The 14,797-nt window shown below is 71.3% G+C and carries 17 protein-coding genes; 9 read left to right on the plus strand and 8 right to left on the minus strand.

Features of this window, described 5'->3' with window-relative positions; translation table 11 throughout:
• Nucleotide 1: 1 nt before the first annotated feature.
• From ACG04Q_RS24400 to ACG04Q_RS24430, 7 genes are all read right to left on the minus strand, one after another.
• Entirely contained in the window at nucleotides 2-226 is a 225-nt protein-coding gene (locus tag ACG04Q_RS24400) for an RNA-binding S4 domain-containing protein (RefSeq protein WP_394514251.1), read from the minus strand.
• The gene (locus ACG04Q_RS24405) at nucleotides 223-1,089 is read right to left on the minus strand and encodes a hypothetical protein (protein ID WP_394514253.1); all 867 of its coding nucleotides are present in this window, start codon (nucleotides 1,087-1,089) and stop codon (nucleotides 223-225) included. Before ACG04Q_RS24405 ends, ACG04Q_RS24400 begins: the two co-directional genes overlap by 4 nt.
• The gene (locus ACG04Q_RS24410) at nucleotides 1,086-2,801 is read right to left on the minus strand and encodes a thiamine pyrophosphate-binding protein (protein ID WP_394514255.1); all 1,716 of its coding nucleotides are present in this window, start codon (nucleotides 2,799-2,801) and stop codon (nucleotides 1,086-1,088) included. The genes ACG04Q_RS24405 and ACG04Q_RS24410 overlap by 4 nt, the downstream gene beginning before the upstream one ends.
• A 25-nt stretch (nucleotides 2,802-2,826) precedes the next feature.
• Complete coding sequence (locus ACG04Q_RS24415; RefSeq protein ID WP_394514257.1) at nucleotides 2,827-3,195, minus strand: hypothetical protein; 369 nt, start codon at nucleotides 3,193-3,195, stop codon at nucleotides 2,827-2,829.
• A 3-nt stretch (nucleotides 3,196-3,198) separates the two neighbouring features.
• A complete protein-coding gene (locus ACG04Q_RS24420; RefSeq protein WP_394514259.1) occupies nucleotides 3,199-4,284 on the minus strand; it encodes an AI-2E family transporter in 1,086 nt (361 codons plus the stop codon).
• A gap of 68 nt (nucleotides 4,285-4,352) precedes the next feature.
• A complete protein-coding gene (locus ACG04Q_RS24425) occupies nucleotides 4,353-4,991 on the minus strand; it encodes a LysE family translocator (RefSeq protein ID WP_394514261.1) in 639 nt (212 codons plus the stop codon).
• Nucleotides 4,992-5,000: 9 nt separating this feature from the next.
• Nucleotides 5,001-6,257, minus strand: a complete 1,257-nt coding sequence (locus tag ACG04Q_RS24430; RefSeq protein WP_394514263.1) for an MFS transporter — start codon at nucleotides 6,255-6,257, stop codon at nucleotides 5,001-5,003.
• A 70-nt stretch (nucleotides 6,258-6,327) separates the two neighbouring features.
• Here ACG04Q_RS24430 and ACG04Q_RS24435 point away from each other — a divergent pair, with 70 nt between their 5' ends.
• The 9 genes from ACG04Q_RS24435 to ACG04Q_RS24475 all read left to right on the plus strand — a co-directional run bounded on the left by ACG04Q_RS24435 (nucleotide 6,328) and on the right by ACG04Q_RS24475 (nucleotide 12,886).
• Nucleotides 6,328-7,137 carry an AraC family transcriptional regulator gene (locus ACG04Q_RS24435; protein ID WP_394514265.1) on the plus strand — a complete coding sequence of 270 codons (810 nt, stop codon included), beginning with the start codon at nucleotides 6,328-6,330 and terminating at the stop codon, nucleotides 7,135-7,137.
• 83 nt (nucleotides 7,138-7,220) lie between these two features.
• Entirely contained in the window at nucleotides 7,221-7,418 is a 198-nt protein-coding gene (locus ACG04Q_RS24440) for a YgaP family membrane protein (RefSeq protein WP_394514267.1), read from the plus strand.
• A gap of 2 nt (nucleotides 7,419-7,420) precedes the next feature.
• Entirely contained in the window at nucleotides 7,421-7,963 is a 543-nt protein-coding gene (locus tag ACG04Q_RS24445) for an RNA polymerase sigma factor (RefSeq protein WP_394514269.1), read from the plus strand.
• A 125-nt stretch (nucleotides 7,964-8,088) separates the two neighbouring features.
• On the plus strand, nucleotides 8,089-9,048 hold the full coding sequence (locus tag ACG04Q_RS24450; RefSeq protein ID WP_394514271.1) for a hypothetical protein: 960 nt from the start codon (nucleotides 8,089-8,091) through the stop codon (nucleotides 9,046-9,048).
• Between the two features lie 202 nt (nucleotides 9,049-9,250).
• A complete protein-coding gene (gene nadA, locus ACG04Q_RS24455; protein WP_394514273.1) occupies nucleotides 9,251-10,351 on the plus strand; it encodes a quinolinate synthase NadA in 1,101 nt (366 codons plus the stop codon).
• 50 nt (nucleotides 10,352-10,401) lie between these two features.
• Nucleotides 10,402-10,692, plus strand: coding sequence for a late competence development ComFB family protein (locus ACG04Q_RS24460; protein ID WP_394514275.1), 291 nt, complete (start codon nucleotides 10,402-10,404; stop codon nucleotides 10,690-10,692).
• A gap of 113 nt (nucleotides 10,693-10,805) precedes the next feature.
• Nucleotides 10,806-11,696 carry an SPFH domain-containing protein gene (locus tag ACG04Q_RS24465; RefSeq protein ID WP_394514277.1) on the plus strand — a complete coding sequence of 297 codons (891 nt, stop codon included), beginning with the start codon at nucleotides 10,806-10,808 and terminating at the stop codon, nucleotides 11,694-11,696.
• A 7-nt stretch (nucleotides 11,697-11,703) separates the two neighbouring features.
• The gene (locus ACG04Q_RS24470) at nucleotides 11,704-12,654 is read left to right on the plus strand and encodes a hypothetical protein (protein ID WP_394514279.1); all 951 of its coding nucleotides are present in this window, start codon (nucleotides 11,704-11,706) and stop codon (nucleotides 12,652-12,654) included.
• A 16-nt stretch (nucleotides 12,655-12,670) separates the two neighbouring features.
• The gene (locus ACG04Q_RS24475) at nucleotides 12,671-12,886 is read left to right on the plus strand and encodes a type II toxin-antitoxin system antitoxin (protein ID WP_394514281.1); all 216 of its coding nucleotides are present in this window, start codon (nucleotides 12,671-12,673) and stop codon (nucleotides 12,884-12,886) included.
• 141 nt (nucleotides 12,887-13,027) lie between these two features.
• Here the strand turns inward: ACG04Q_RS24475 and nadB are convergent, their stop codons facing one another.
• Nucleotides 13,028-14,752, minus strand: coding sequence for an L-aspartate oxidase (gene nadB / locus ACG04Q_RS24480; RefSeq protein ID WP_394514417.1), 1,725 nt, complete (start codon nucleotides 14,750-14,752; stop codon nucleotides 13,028-13,030).
• Between the last annotated feature and the right edge of the window lie 45 nt (nucleotides 14,753-14,797).

Raw genomic sequence — 14,797 nt, forward strand, 5'->3', positions numbered from 1 at the left:
CTCAGCCAGCCGCGGCCAGCACACGCACCGTGTGGCCGGCGAACACCACCACCTGGCCCGCGCGCATCTTGGCAGTCTTGCGCAGCTCCACCTGGCCGTCCACGCTCACCTCGCCGGCGGTGATCAGCGCGCGTGCCTGGCCGCCGCTGTCCGCCAGGCCGGTGGCCTTCAGCAGCTTGTCCAGTTCGATGTAGTCACCGCGCAATTCCAGGGCCATCTCTTTCATGCCGGCATTGTCTCTGACGGCTGGGGGCCGTTCTGCAGCGCGGCAAAGCGGTCCGGCGCGGGCGGGCGGAAGCGGTCCTGCCAGGCCGTGAAGCCCAGGGCCATCAGCGTCAGGCCATGGAACAGCAGGCCCGCGCCGGCAATGCCATTGCCGCAGTAGAAACACAGCAGCGACTCGGCCTTCCAGCGACCGTCGCGGGCCACCCAGACGGCGTCCGCGTCGCCCGGCTGCGCCCGCGCCACGTTGCCCTTGCGCACGACCAGCTCGTAGGTGCCGGGCCCGTCCACCAGGCGCAGCGTCACGCGGCGCCGGCTGGACCCGGCGGCATCGGGCTGATTGCTGACCACGCGTGCCTCATGGCGAACCGCCCCATCCAGGAAGCGATCCGTCCGCCCCTGCTCCCACAGGCCGATGCCGGTGAACACCGCGGGCACGACCTGCAGGGCCAGCAGCAGCAGGGCCCAGCGCCGCCAGTACGCCCACGGCGAGCGCGAGCGCCGGGCGGCGAGGTCCGCCTCGCTGCACCAGCGACGGCCGCGGCGCCAGGCGGCGCGCGGGCCGGCGTCGTCGGGCGCCGCCAACAGCGCCTGCAGCCGGCGCAGCACCTCGGCGCGGCTGAGCGTGGCCCGCTCGCTGCGCAGCGGCGGGGCCTCGCCGTCCAGCCAGCGCAACTGGAAGCCCCGCGCCATGTCGCCACCGGCCTGAAGCGCACGGCCGTCGTCGGTGGCCAGTGCCACCAGCCCGCCGGGCTCACGCCCCCAGCCGCGCAGCGCGTCAGCCAGCGCCTGCGCGTGCTGCACGCGCAGGCGGCTGCCGTCCGGCAGCGTCAGCGTGAGGCCGGGGCCCGGCGCGCCGAAGCTCACGCGCAGGACTGTCGCTCCTGCGCCGCCACGCGGATGGCGGTCAGCGTGGAGCGCGACGTGGAGACGTCGCTGGACAGGCGCAGGTGCAGCAGCGCCGGTTTGCCGGCGGCGATGGCGGCATCCAGCGCGGGGCCGACCTGCTCGGTGCGGTCGGCCTTGAAGGCCACGAAGCCGAAGGCCTCGGCCAGCTTGGCGAAGTCGGGGTTGAACAGGTCGCTGCCCGAGACGCGGCCGGGGTACTCGCGCTCCTGGTGCATGCGGATGGTGCCGTAGGTGCCGTTGTCGACGACGACGACCAGCAGCTTGCTTGCGCCGTAGCCAGTGGCCGTGGCCAGTTCCTGGCCGGTCATCAGGAAGTCGCCGTCGCCGGCGATGTTGACGACCCAGCGGTCCTGCAGAAGCGCTGCCGCGACGGCAGCCGGCACGCCGTAGCCCATCGCGCCGGAGGTCGGCGCCAGCTGCGTCTTGCCGAAGCGGTGCAGCGCCGTGTAGCGGTGGAAGCGGTGCAGCCAGCCGCTGTAGTTGCCGGCGCCGTTCGTGAAGATCGTGCCCTCGGGCAGCTTCGCGTCGATGAGGTGGATGACCTCGGCCATGTCCAGCGGCGCCACCGGCGTGGGCTGCAGGTTGGCGCGGTAGTCGGCGTTGGCGGCGACGGTCCAGTCGCGCCAGGGCACGTCGGCCGGCGGTGTCAGCGCGGCCAGCGCCGGTGCGGCCTGGCTCATGCTCGCGTTGATGAGCAGCTCCGCCGTGTAGACGCGGCCGAGTTCCTCCGCGCCGGCGTGGATGTGGATGAGCTGCTGCGCGGGCCGCGGTGCCTGCAGCAGCGTGTAGCCGCCGGTCGTCATCTCGCCCAGGCGCGGGCCGATGGCGACGATGAGGTCGGCGTCCTTCACACGCGCCGCCAGCTTCGGATTGATGCCGATGCCGACGTCGCCGGCGTAGTTCGGGTGGCCGTTGTCGAACAGGTCCTGGAAGCGAAACGCGCAGCCCACCGGCAGTTGCCAGGCTTCGGCGAACGTCTGCAGCGCCGTGGTCGCCTCAGGTGTCCAGCCGCCGCCGCCGGCGATGACCAGCGGCCGCTTCGCTTGCGACAGGCGCTCGCGCAGCTCGGCCAGCGCGGCGGGCGTGGGCGCGGCTTCGGCGGGCCGAGCGGGCGCGACGACCGGCGCCGAGATCGGCTGGGTCAGCATGTCCTCGGGCAGCACCAGCACCACGGGGCCGGGGCGACCCTGCATCGCGGTGTGGAAGGCACGCGCGACGTACTCGGGCAGGCGTTCGGCGTCGTGGCATTCGCCCACCCACTTGGCCATGCCCAGCGTGCCGGGGCCGAACATCTGGCGGTAGTCCACCTCCTGGAAGGCCTCGCGGTCGCGCTGGTCGCTGGCGACCTGGCCGATGAACAGGATCATCGGCGTGCTGTCCTGGAAGGCGGTGTGCAGACCGATGCTGGCATTCGTCGCGCCGGGGCCGCGGGTGACGAAGCAGATGCCGGGCTTGCCGGTCAGTTTGCCCTGCGCCTCGGCCATGAAGGCCGCGCCGCCCTCCTGGCGGCAGGCGACGAAGCGGATCCTGTCGCGGTACTCGTGGAAGCCGTCGAGGACGGCAAGGTAGCTTTCACCAGGAACGCCGAATGCGGTGTCGACGCCCTGCGCGATCAGCGCCTCCACCAGCTTGTGGCCGGCGAGGCGGGGGGTTGTCTCTTGTCTAGTCATGCTGAGACTTTAGCCGGCACGGCCGTCAGCGCCCGCCGTCGATCGCGCGCTCCATCATCTTGTCCTTCAGCGTGGTGTCCTGCTTCACGTCCAGCACCTGATGCAGCAGCGGCCCGCTGCCGGCCGCCTGCGCCGGCTTGGGCACCGGCGTGGCCGGCACGACGTTGACGGGGGCGGCCGTCACGGCCTGCTCCTTGTGCCCGGCCGGGCAGGCCGCGTTCGTGTAGGTCACCTGCTGGCCGTTGACGCACTTGCGCAGCGGCCCCGCGGCCGGCTCGGCCGCCGACTGCGCCGCCCCCGCCCAGGCCTGCAACAGCGCCCGGTTGTGCCAGGCCAGCCCACCTGCGGCGAGGCAGGCCGCCACCACCACGGCTGCACGAAACGGTGTGGACATCTCTCAGCCCTCCGACGCGGCGGCTTCTTCGCGGGCCGTCGCGAACAGGTCCCACACGGCCATGAACATAGCCGCGATGACCGGCCCGATGACAAAGCCGTTGATGCCGAACACCGCCATGCCGCCGATGGTGGACACCAGCACCAGGTAGTCGGGCATCTGCGTATCCTTGCCCACCAGCAGCGGGCGCAGCACGTTGTCCACGAGCCCGATGACCAGCACGCCGTACGCGATCAGCGCCACGCCCTGCCAGATCGCGCCGGTGACCAGGAAATAGATGGCGACAGGCAGCCAGATCAACCCCGCGCCGATGGCCGGCAGCAACGACAGGAAGCCCATCACCACCGCCCACAGCAGCGCGCCCTTGATGCCGAAGAACCAGAACGCCAGCCCCCCCAGCGCACCCTGCGTGGCGGCCACGAGGATGTTGCCCTTGACCGTGGCGCGGATGACGGTGATGAACTTCGCCGCCAGTTGCCCGCGGTGCTCGGGTGCCAACGGCACGGCGGCACGGATGCGCCGGCTCAGCGCCGCGCCGTCGCGCAGCAGGAAGAACGCGAGATACAGCATGACGAAGAAGCCGACGACCAGGTCCAGCGCGTTCTGGCCGACGCTGTAGACCTGCGTCGCGATCGCCTGGCTGCCGCGCGCGACGGCCTCGGTGATGCGCGTCTGCAGTTCGTTGAAGTCCGTCAGCCCGAAATGCGCCAGCAGGTCATGCAGCCATCCCGGCAGCACGGCCACCACCTGCTCGAAGTAGCGCACGAAGTTGGTCTCGCCCGACTGCACGCGCTGGTACAGCGCCGCGCCCTCCTTCACCAGCATGGTGGCCAGCAGCGACAGCGGCAGCACGACCATGAGCACGATCAGCGCCAGCGTGGCCAGCGCCGCCAGCGTGCGGCGCTGCTTCCACCGGCGCAGCAGCCAGGCGTAGACCGGCATGAAGACGATGGCGATCACCGCCCCCCAGAACACGGCGCCGCCGAACGGCAGCAGGATCCACACGAAGGCCAGACTGACCGCGATGAGCAGCGCCAGGAAGGCGTTGTTCTCGAGTCGCGGCGAGGAGACGAAGTCTTTGAAGTTCATGCGGCGCGGCAGGTCTGCCCGAAACGGGCGGTGGCGCGCATGGTAGGGCCGGCAGGCGCCGGCCGCTGTCAGACCGTGCCGCGCTGCTGCCCGAGCAGCCTGACGGCCAGGGCGCCCAGCACCAGCCCCATCACATAGCGCTGCACGGCCAGCCAGCCGCGGTGGCATGCAAACCAGCGCGCCATGCCGGCGGCGCTCAGCGTCACCCCCAGGTTCACCGACGCCCCGATGCCCACCTGCGTGGCGCCCAGCAGCAGGCTTTGCAACAGCACCGGGCCGCCGTCCGGCGACACGAACTGCGGCAGCACCGACAGGTAGAACACGGCCACCTTGGGATTGAGGACGCTGGTCAGCAACCCCATCGTGAACAGCCGCGCCGGCTGCTCGGGCGGCAGCGGCCGCGGCTCGAACGGCGAGCGCGCGCCGGGGCGCACCGCCTGCCAGGCCAGCCACAGCAGGTAAAGCGCGCCGGCCAGCTTCAGCAGCTCGTAGCCCAGCGGCACGGCCAGGAACAGCGCCGTCAGCCCCAGCGCCGCGCACACCATGTGCACGGTGAACCCCAGCACCACGCCCAGCCATGACATGACGCCCGCCATGCGGCCCTGGCAGATGGCGCGCGAGATCAGGTAGACCATATTGGGCCCCGGCGTCACGGCCATCAGCAAGGCCGCGGCGGCAAACAGCAGCCAGTGCGAGGTCGATGGCATGGCGGCCGCTCAGGCGGCTGCGGCTGCCGCGGTCGACCGGCGTGCCAGGCCCAGACCCACCAGCCCGGCGGACCCCACGCCCAGCAGCAGTGCCAGCGCCGAGCCGGCGAACACGCCGCGCGGCATGCCGTGGTCCAGGATGACGCCGAACACCGGCGCGGCCAGCGCGAAGCCGATGTCCAGCCCCGAATAGACGGTGCCGTAGACCCGGCCCGTGGCGCCGGGCGGCGCGGCGCGCTTGATGAGCATGTCGCGGGACGGACCGGCCAGCCCGGTGCCGAAGCCCGCCAGCGCCGCCACCGCCGCGGCCAGCAGCCCCGGCAGCCAGCCGGTGGCCGTCAGCAGCAGCAGCGCCGCCGCCAGCGCCAGCGCGATGGCGATCGTGCGCTCCAGCCGCTCGGCACGGGCAACGAGGAAGCCGCCGCACACCATGCCCGCCGCGCCGGCCAGCATGTAGCCGGTGACGACATAGGCCGTCAGCGACAGCGGCAGTCCGTACATCTGGCGCAGCGCCGGGCTGGCGAAGCTCTGGATGGCCGACAGCGCCGCCGTGCTCCAGAAGAAGAACGAGAAGCACAGCCACACGGACGGCAGCTTCAGGAAGGCCATCGGGTGCTCGACCTTCGTGCCTGCCGCCGGCTTGGCGTGGCCCCAGGAGCCCTGGCGGTCGTCGATGGCCGAGCGCTGCCAGAACAGCAGTGCCATGACGGCCAGCGCGACCAGCGCCGTGCCCAGGTAGGCGAAGCGCCAGTTGCCGGTGGCCTCGGCAATGCCGATGGAGAACACCGGCGCGAACGCCCAGCCCAGGTTGCCGCTGATGCCGTGCACCGAGAACGCATGGCCCAGCCGCGGCTGCGACACGCGCTTGTTCAGGATGGTGAAGTCGGCCGGGTGGAATGGCGCGTTGCCCACGCCGGCCAGCGCCGCGGCGAGCATCAGCCCGCCGAAGCCCTGCGCCAGACCCGCGGCCACGGAGGCCAGGAAGAAGCTGGCCATCGCCGCAAACAGCACGGGCCGCGCGCCGATGCGGTCGACGATGAAGCCCGACGCGGCCTGGCCGGCGCCCGAGATGACGAAGAACGTCGTCACCAGCAGGCCCAGTTCCGAATAGCTCAGCCCGAAAGCCTGGATGAACGCCGGGAACAGCGGCGGCAGCAGCATGTGGAAGAAGTGCGACGTGCCGTGCGCAACACCAATGGTGGAGATCGTCGTGATGTCGCTGCGGCGCTGGCGGCCGGCGTCGAGGGCTGGGAGGGCGGTGTCCATCGGCGCCATTCTGGGGACGCGGCCGCAGGCCCGGTTACGATGGTTCGTCAAGTTCTATCGAAATCCAGCCATGGCCAGCCGCCAGAGCTTTCCCGCCTTCGCCCCCGAGCGCTTCGCCCCCACGGCCGAGCGGCCGCTGCGCGCCAAGGCGCGGCTGCTGGAGCACCTGGCCGACATCCAGCCGCACCGGCACGACTGGGCGCAGCTGGTGTTCTCGATGACCGGCGCGGTGCGCGTGAACACCGAGGCCTCCACCTACATCGTGCCGCCGTCGCGGGCGGTGTGGATACCGCCGGGGCTGGTGCACGCCGTCACGGCCATCGAGCAGGCGGACCTGCGCACGCTCTACCTCGGCCCCGAGCTGCTGGCCGGCGACGCCTGGGCGGTGGGCCGGGTGCTGGAGGTGTCGCCGCTGCTGCGCGAGCTGGTGGCCGCCCTGCCCGGCGACCCCGACCCACCCCCACCCGAGGCACCCGACGACGCCCAGCGCCGCCGAGGCATCGAGCAGTTGGTGCTGATGGAGCTGCGCCGTGCCCGCCCGCTGGCGCTGGGCGTGGCGCTGCCGCAGGACGCACGTCTGCGCAAGCTCTGCGAAGCGATGTTGCGCGAGCCGGGCCGCCACGCCGGGCTGGACGACTGGGCCGCCGAGGCCGGCTACAGCCCGCGCACGCTGAGCCGGCTGTTCCGCGAGCAGTTGGGCACCAGCTTCGCGCAGTGGCGCTCGCAGCTGCTGCTGGCCCACGCGCTGACGCTGGCCGCACGCGGCCGGCCCATGAGCCACATCGCCGCCGAGCTGGGCTATGCCAGCGCCAGCGCGTTCACGGCGATGGTGACGCGCACGGTGGGCATGCCGCCGAGCCGTTTTTTTGCGGAGGCCTGAAAAATTTGCGCGACCGCGAATCCTTTGCGTCCGCCGCGGCCTCTTAGTTCCCGAGGGTCGTCCTCGAACACTAGGAGTTGCAAATGGTCTACGTGAAGAACGTGCCGCCCGCCGAGCGCGTGCTGCGGGTGGTGCTGGGCGCGGCGGTGGCCGGCGCGGGCGTCGTGATGGTGGGCGGCGCGGCCGGCTGGCTGATCGCGGCGAGTTCGGCCGGGCTGGTGCTGTCGGGCCTGTTCGGCTACTGCCCGGCGTGCGCGATGGTCGGCCGCCGGCTCAAATAGCGATGGCGCTGGCCGCCCACCACCAGCCGCTGCTGGCCGCCGCCCACGGCGGCGACCCGCAGGCGCTGGAACAGCTGCTGAAGATCAGCCGCCCCGACATCCGCCGCTACGCGCAGCAGCACTGCCTGCTCAGCGATGTGGACGACGCGGTGCAGGAGGCGCTGCTCATCGTGTCGCGCAAGCTGCCGCAGCTGCGCGTGCTGGCCGCGTTCTCGGGCTGGGCCATCCGGCTGGTGCAGCGCGAGTGCCGGCGGCTGGGCCGCGTCGCGCTGCGCTACGACCCCTACGACGAGGAGCAGCAGGCGCAGTGGCTGGTGTCGCACGACGAGCCCGGGCTGCGGCGGGAGCTGGTGGCGGCGCTGGAGTCGCTGCCGGCGCACTACCGCGAGGTCATGCTGCTGCGCGACGTGGAGGAACTGACGATCGACGAGATCGCCGCCCGCACCGGCCTCACGCGTGCCAACGTGAAGAGCCGGCTGCACCGGGCTCGCGCGCTGGCCCGGGAGTACCTGCTGGGTGACCGGCCCGCCAAGCCGCCACGCTGACGCCCGCGCCGGCGTTACCTCCTCTTACCCGGGCCACCACCCCGCCGTCTGCGCGACGACGGGTGCGCGCGTTGTGCCGGCATGCGACGATCCCGCTCGCAACGACGACAACAAGGAGAACCGTCATGAAAAGACGCCACTGCCTGCTGGGCGCCGGCAGCACCCTGCTCACCGGTCTGCTGGCCGGATTGAGCGGGCCGGCCGCCGCCCGCGACGACGACGGGGAGTTCGTCATCCTGCACGCCCGCTACGGCACCGAGGCCAACCATGCCGACGTGACCGGCCGGCTGCGCGAGCTGGCCCGCCGCGACCAGAGCTTCCGGCTGGAGAACGATGTCTTCGGCATGGACCCCGACCCGGGCCGCACGAAGACGCTGCGCATCTTCGCCCGCGACCGCAGCGGCCGCGAGCGCACCTTTGAATACCGCGAGCGCGACTGGGTGAACGGCAACCAGTTCGTCGGCTGGGGCGGCGGCAACTGGGGCGACGGCGGCGGTTCGAACGGCTGGCACGGCAACGGCGGCCACGACAGCGGCGAGTTCACGATCCGCTACGCCACCTACGGCACGCGCCAGCGCGAAGTGGACGTGACCGACCGGCTGCGCGAGCTGGCCCGGCGCGACCAGCGCTTCCGCCTGGGCAACGACACCTTCGGCATCGACCCCGACCCGGGCCAGACCAAGCGGCTGCGCATCGTCGCGCGCGAGCGCGGCGGCCAGGAGCGCGTGTTCGAGTACCGCGAGAACATGGTGGTCGACGGCGCCCAGTTCAGCGGCTGGGGCGGTGGCAATTGGGGCGGCAACTGGGGCGGCAACGACAACGGCTGGGGCCCGCAGCGCCCGGGCGGCGGACGCCTCGTCATCGACAACGCCAGCTACGGCAGCGGCAACCGCCGCGCAGACGTCAGCGAGGCGCTGCGCGCACGGGTGCGCGGCGACCGGCTGGACGCCGAGGTCAGCAACGAGTGGCTGGGCATCGACCCGGCGCCCGGTGCGCGCAAGACGCTGACCGTGACCTACCGGCGGGACAACGGCCGCGCCAGCACCGTGCGCGTCAACGAGGGCGACTGGATCCGCCTGCCCTGACGCGGCAGCGCAACGCCGAACCGCCAAGGGCCGGCCCGCCCGGCAGCGCCGCGACGGCAAACCGCCGCCGCGGCCATGGTTTCACGGCGATCGCGCGCGCGTGCCGGCCAGGGCATCGACAATCCGCCCATCGCCATGTGCCCGGTGCGACAGGCCCTGGGGCTCACCGCCCCACGCCGTGCACTCACCCGTCAAGCCCCGTATGGAACAACAGCTGTTCGACTACACCAAGCAGGACGCCGCCGGCGCCTGCTCCACCGCACACGCCTGGGCCAAGGTGCCCGCGCCGTTGACCACCTCCGAGCGCCACGCGCTGGCCGAGCGAGCGGCGGCGCTGCTCAAGAAACACAATGCCGTGCTGGTGGCCCACTACTACGTGGACGGCCCGCTGCAGGACCTGGCGCTGGCGACCGGCGGCATCGTGTCGGACTCGCTGGAGATGGCCCGCTTCGGCCGCGACCATGCCGCGCAGACGCTGGTCGTCGCCGGCGTGCGCTTCATGGGCGAGACGGCCAAGATCCTCAGCCCCGAGAAGCGCGTGCTGATGCCCGACCTGGACGCCACCTGCTCGCTGGACCTGGGCTGCCCGGCCGACGACTTCGCGCGCTTCTGCGACGCGCACCCGGACCGCCAGGTCGTCGTCTACGCTAACACCAGCGCCGCCGTGAAGGCCCGCGCCGACTGGATGGTGACGAGCTCCTGCGCGCTGGAGATCGTGTCCGACCTGCACGCCAAGGGCCAGAAGATCCTGTGGGCGCCCGACCGCCACCTGGGCCGCTACATCCAGGAGCAGACCGGCGCCGACATGCTGATGTGGAACGGCGCCTGCATCGTGCACGACGAGTTCCGCGGCCTGGAGCTGGAGATCCTGCGCGAACAGCACCCCGGCGCGCTGGTGCTGGTGCACCCCGAGTCGCCCAAGAGCGTCGTCGAGCAGGCCGACGTCGTCGGCTCCACGTCGGCGCTCATCAAGGCCGTTGTGGAGGGCAACGCGCCCGCCTACATCGTCGCCACCGACAACGGCATCCTGCACCGCATGCGCCAGCTGGCGCCGGGCAAGGTGTTGATCGAGGCGCCCACGGCCGGCAACAGCGCCACATGCAAGAGCTGCGCGCACTGCCCGTGGATGGCGATGAACGGCCTGGCGAACCTCGTCGATTGCCTGGAAAGCGGTCAACCCGAGATCCACGTGGATGAGGCCACCCGCGTGAAGGCGCAGCACTGCATCAACCGCATGCTCGATTTCACGGCCGCGCGCAAGGCGCAAACCTCGGGCATGACCCCCGGCATCGGCGCCGCCTGATCGCGCTATAAATCCGGGCATCACCGCCCGCCACCACCACGAGGCCCGCCATGCCCGCTGATTTCAGCTCCCTCTACAACCATCATGAGCGCGAAGTCTTCGCCGCGGTGATGGACGCCGCTGCCGACTTCCCCGACCTCGCCGACAGCAACGACCTGCTGTGCGACGTGGCCTGCGTGGCGCTGAACCGCCTGCCGCCGCGCTACATCCGCCACGAGGTGGACTTCAGCTTCTACCTGACCGAGCACGAGCGGCTGGAGATCGACAACGCCATCAGCGAGGCGGTGTCGTACGCCTTCAACTTCGTGCAGGCGCGCACCGCGCTGCGGGCGCGCAAGTAGGCGCCCCGCCCTTGCCTGACAAGCCCGCGGCCCGCGGGCTTTTTTACGTCCGCGCCTCTTGGCAGCGCCCAAATCTGCAATTAAAGTGATATCACTTTTACGGGAGACTCGTCATGCACAAGGATGGACAACGGCAAGAGATCAGCGCCACCACGGCCAACGGCTATGCGGGGCTGCTGGCCGGGCTGGCCCTCATTGCCGGCAGCTTCGCCGTCATGGCGCTGGCCATCCAGGGACAGCCGTGGTTTGCACTGGCCGGCGTGCCCGTGCTGGTGGGCGGCATCCTGGTGCTGGCCGGCATGTACATGCAGCAGCCCAACGAGGCGCGCATCCTGACGCTGTTCGGCCGCTACGTCGGCACCGACCGCACCGAGGGCCTGCGCTGGGCGAACCCGCTGACGGTCAAGCGCCGCATCTCGCTGCGCGCGCGCAACCTGAACGCGCCGGCCATCAAGGTCAACGACAAGCGCGGCAACCCAATCGAGATCAGCGCGGCCGTCGTCTGGCGCGTGCAGGACACGGCCAAGGCGGTGTTCGAGGTGGACGACTTCGAGACCTACGTGGGCATCCAGGCCGAGACGGCCATCCGCCACCTGGCCACGCAGTTCGCCTACGACGAGGGTGAAGACCTGGCCCCCGACGAGACGACGCTGCGCGCCGGCCAGAACGAGGTCGTCAAGGCGCTGATCGCCGAGCTGATGGAGCGCTGCGCGCAGGCCGGCGTGACGGTGCTGGACGCCAAGATCACCCACCTCGCCTACGCGCCCGAGATCGCGCAGGTGATGCTGCGCCGCCAGCAGGCCGAGGCCATCATCAGCGCGCGCAAGAAGATCGTGCAGGGCGCGGTGACGATGGTGGAGGAGGCGCTGCGCGGGCTGTCGGAGCGCGAGATCGTCGAACTGGACGACGAGCGCAAGGCGGCCATGGTGTCCAACCTGCTCGTCGTGCTGTGCTCCGACAAGGAGACCCAGCCCATCGTCAACACCGGCACGCTGTACAGCTGAGGCAAGCATGCGCTGGGTCTTCAACATCGCCTGGCTGGCCTTGCTGGCCTTTCTGGCGACCACGTGGCCGCTGCTGCCGGACGTCGTCGGCTCGCCGCGCTTCATGCTGCCGCGCGACCACTACACGGCCTGGATGCTGACGCTGGCCATCGTCGGCCCGTGGCTGACCACGTACGGCTCGCTGCTGGCAGCGCGGCATTGGCCACGCCTGATCAACCTGCCCTATCGCGACCACTGGCTCGCTCCTCCGCACCGCGAGCAGACGCTGGCGGACCTGGGCGGGCGACTGGCGGCGCTGGGCCTCGGCCTGCTGGTGCTGTTCGCAGGCCTGCACTACCACGCGCTGCAAAGGGCCCAGCCGCACTGGCCACAGGTGCCGGCAGACGTCTGGACGGCGGGCAGCGTGCTCCAGGGGCTGGGACTCGCGGTCTGGCTGCTGGCGCTGATGCGCCGCTTCAACCGCCTGCCGGTCGTCGCCGCGCCACGGCCCGCGCGGCAAGGCTCCCGCAGCACCGACCTCGTCTGGCGCGAGACGCAGCTGATGTGGCCGCTGCTCGCGGTGCTGCTCCCGGCCAGCGTCGGCCTGACCCTCGCCGTCACCCATGCTCAGGCGTCAGCCGGCCAAGCCTGGATGCCGGCGATCCTGCCGATGCTGCTTGCGCTGGTGTTCGGTCGCATGACGACCGAGGTGCATGGCGACCGCCTTTGCTGGCGCTTCGGCTGGCTGCCCTGGCCACGCTGGCGGGTAGATCTGGATGACATCATCGCGGTCGACGCGGCGCAGTCTCGCTGGACCGAAGGCTGGGGCATCCGCTTCACCAGCGACGGCATGCTCTACAACGCCAGTGGCACGCAGGCAGTTCGCCTGACACTGCGTGACGGCCGCCACGTGCGTCTGGGCTGCCAAGAGCCTCGACTGCTGATCGGGGCTCTGCAAGCCCGCATCTCGGGCCGCTGACGCAGGTAACCATCTGATGGCCAGCCCCGACAAGAAAAGCTTCGCGCTGCGCCTGGACCCGGCGCTGTGGGCGCAGATCGAGCGCCTGGCTGCGCAGGAGCTGCGCTCGGCCAACGCGCAGATCGAGTACCTGCTGCGCGACGCGCTGGCCCGGCGCGGCATCAAGCCGGCATCCAGCCCGGCGCCCAAGCGCGGGCGGCCGGCTGCCGAAACGCCGGAGAACGGTGAGTAGCGCCGTATTCGGGACGAGCGCCGAGCCGCCCCAAGCCGGCCCGGTTGGCGATGCTTGCGGCTCGACGCCGCAAGCATCGCCGTCCCCGCGGGGGACCGACCAGTCGCGCCCGCGTTCAGCGTGGCGCGACTGGGCGAGGGGTCAACGTCTTCGTCGCTCGCTGATCAGCACCGTCGGGAAGCTCACCGGCAGTGTCTGCGGGTAGTCGCGGCTGTAGTGCAGGCCGCGGCTCTCGTGGCGCATCAGTGCCGAGCGGACGATGAGTTCCGCGCAGTCGACCAGGTTGCGCAGCTCCAGCAGGTCGCGCGTGACGCGGAAGGACCCGTAGTAGTCGTCGATCTCGCCGCGCAGCAGCTCGATGCGGTGCAGCGCGCGCTCCAGCCGCTTGGTGGTGCGCACGATGCCGACGTAGTTCCACATCAGCAGGCGCAGTTCGTCCCAGTTGTGCGCGATGACGACCTGCTCATCGGCGTTCTCGACCTGGCTCTCGTCCCAGGCCGGCAGCGGCGCCGCGGGCTGCGGCTCGTGGCTCAGGATGTCCGCCGCACAGGTCTGCCCCAGCACCACGCATTCCAGCAGCGAGTTGCTGGCCAGCCGGTTGGCGCCGTGCAGGCCCGTGTAGCCGGTCTCGCCCACGGCGTACAGGCCCGGCAGGTCGCAGCGGCCAGCCAGGTCCGTCACGGCGCCGCCGCACGTGAAGTGCACAGCCGGCACCACGGGAATGGGCTGCCTCGCGATGTCGATGCCCAGCTTCAGGCAGCGCGCGTGGATGGTGGGGAAGTGCTCGATGAGGAAGGCCTCGCCCAGGTGCGTGGCGTCCAGCCACACATGGTCCAGGCCGTGCTTCTTCATCTCGAAGTCGATGGCGCGGGCGACGATGTCGCGCGGCGCCAGCTCCATGCGCTCGTCATGAGCGGCCATGAAGCGCGTGCCGTCGGGCAACTTCAGGTGGCCGCCCTCGCCTCGCAAGGCTTCCGTGATGAGGAAGCTGCGCTCCTGCGGGTGGTACAGGCAGGTCGGGTGGAACTGGATGAACTCCATGTTCGCGACGCGGCAGCCGGCCCGCCAGGCCATCGCGATGCCGTCGCCCGTCGACGTGTCGGGGTTGGTCGTGTAGCGGTAGACCTTGCCGGCGCCGCCGGTGGCCAGCACGACGGCGCGCGCGGCCAGCGTCTCGACACGCTGGGTGTCGATGTCCAGCGCGTAGACGCCGTAGACGCGCGGCGGCTCGTCGCGCTGCACGTGGCGCGACGTGATGAGGTCCAGCGCCATCCAGCGTTCCAGCAGCCGGATGTTGGGGTGGCGGCGGGCCACGGCCAGCAGCTGGTCGTGGATGGCCTTGCCGGTGGCGTCGGCCGCGTGGGCGATGCGGCGCACCGCATGGCCCCCCTCGCGCGTCAGGTGCAGGCCCATGGGGCCGGTGTCGTCGGGCGTGAAGGGCACGCCCTGCGCCACCAGCCAGCCCACCGCCGCGGCGCTGCGCTCGGCGATGAAGCGGGCCGTGGCCTCGTCCACCAGCCCGGCGCCGGCGTCCTGCGTGTCGCGCACATGGCTGTCGATGGAGTCGTCGCTGCCCAGCACGCCGACGATGCCGCCCTGGGCCCAGGCCGTGGCGGCCTCGGTCAGCTCGCGTTTGGCCAGCACGACGACGGGCACGGTATCGGCCAGGTGCAGGGCCACGGTGAGGCCGGCCAGGCCGGCGCCGATGATGACGACGGGGGCGTCGTCCAGGGTAGCAGCAGTCAACTCAGGGATCTCCGTGCTTCGCACTCCGAGGCGAGCGGCTCCGGGCGGCCATGCGCCGCTCATGGCCGGGCATTGTCCCGCAGCGTTGCATCGGCTGCGGCGACGTGAGGATTGCCGGATCAAGCACCCAGGCTGCGCCGGTTGCGACCCTATGCTGCGCGAAAA

It is taken from the genome of Pelomonas lactea (assembly GCF_043555885.1).
Classification (GTDB): Bacteria; Pseudomonadota; Gammaproteobacteria; order Burkholderiales; family Burkholderiaceae_C; genus Pelomonas; species Pelomonas lactea.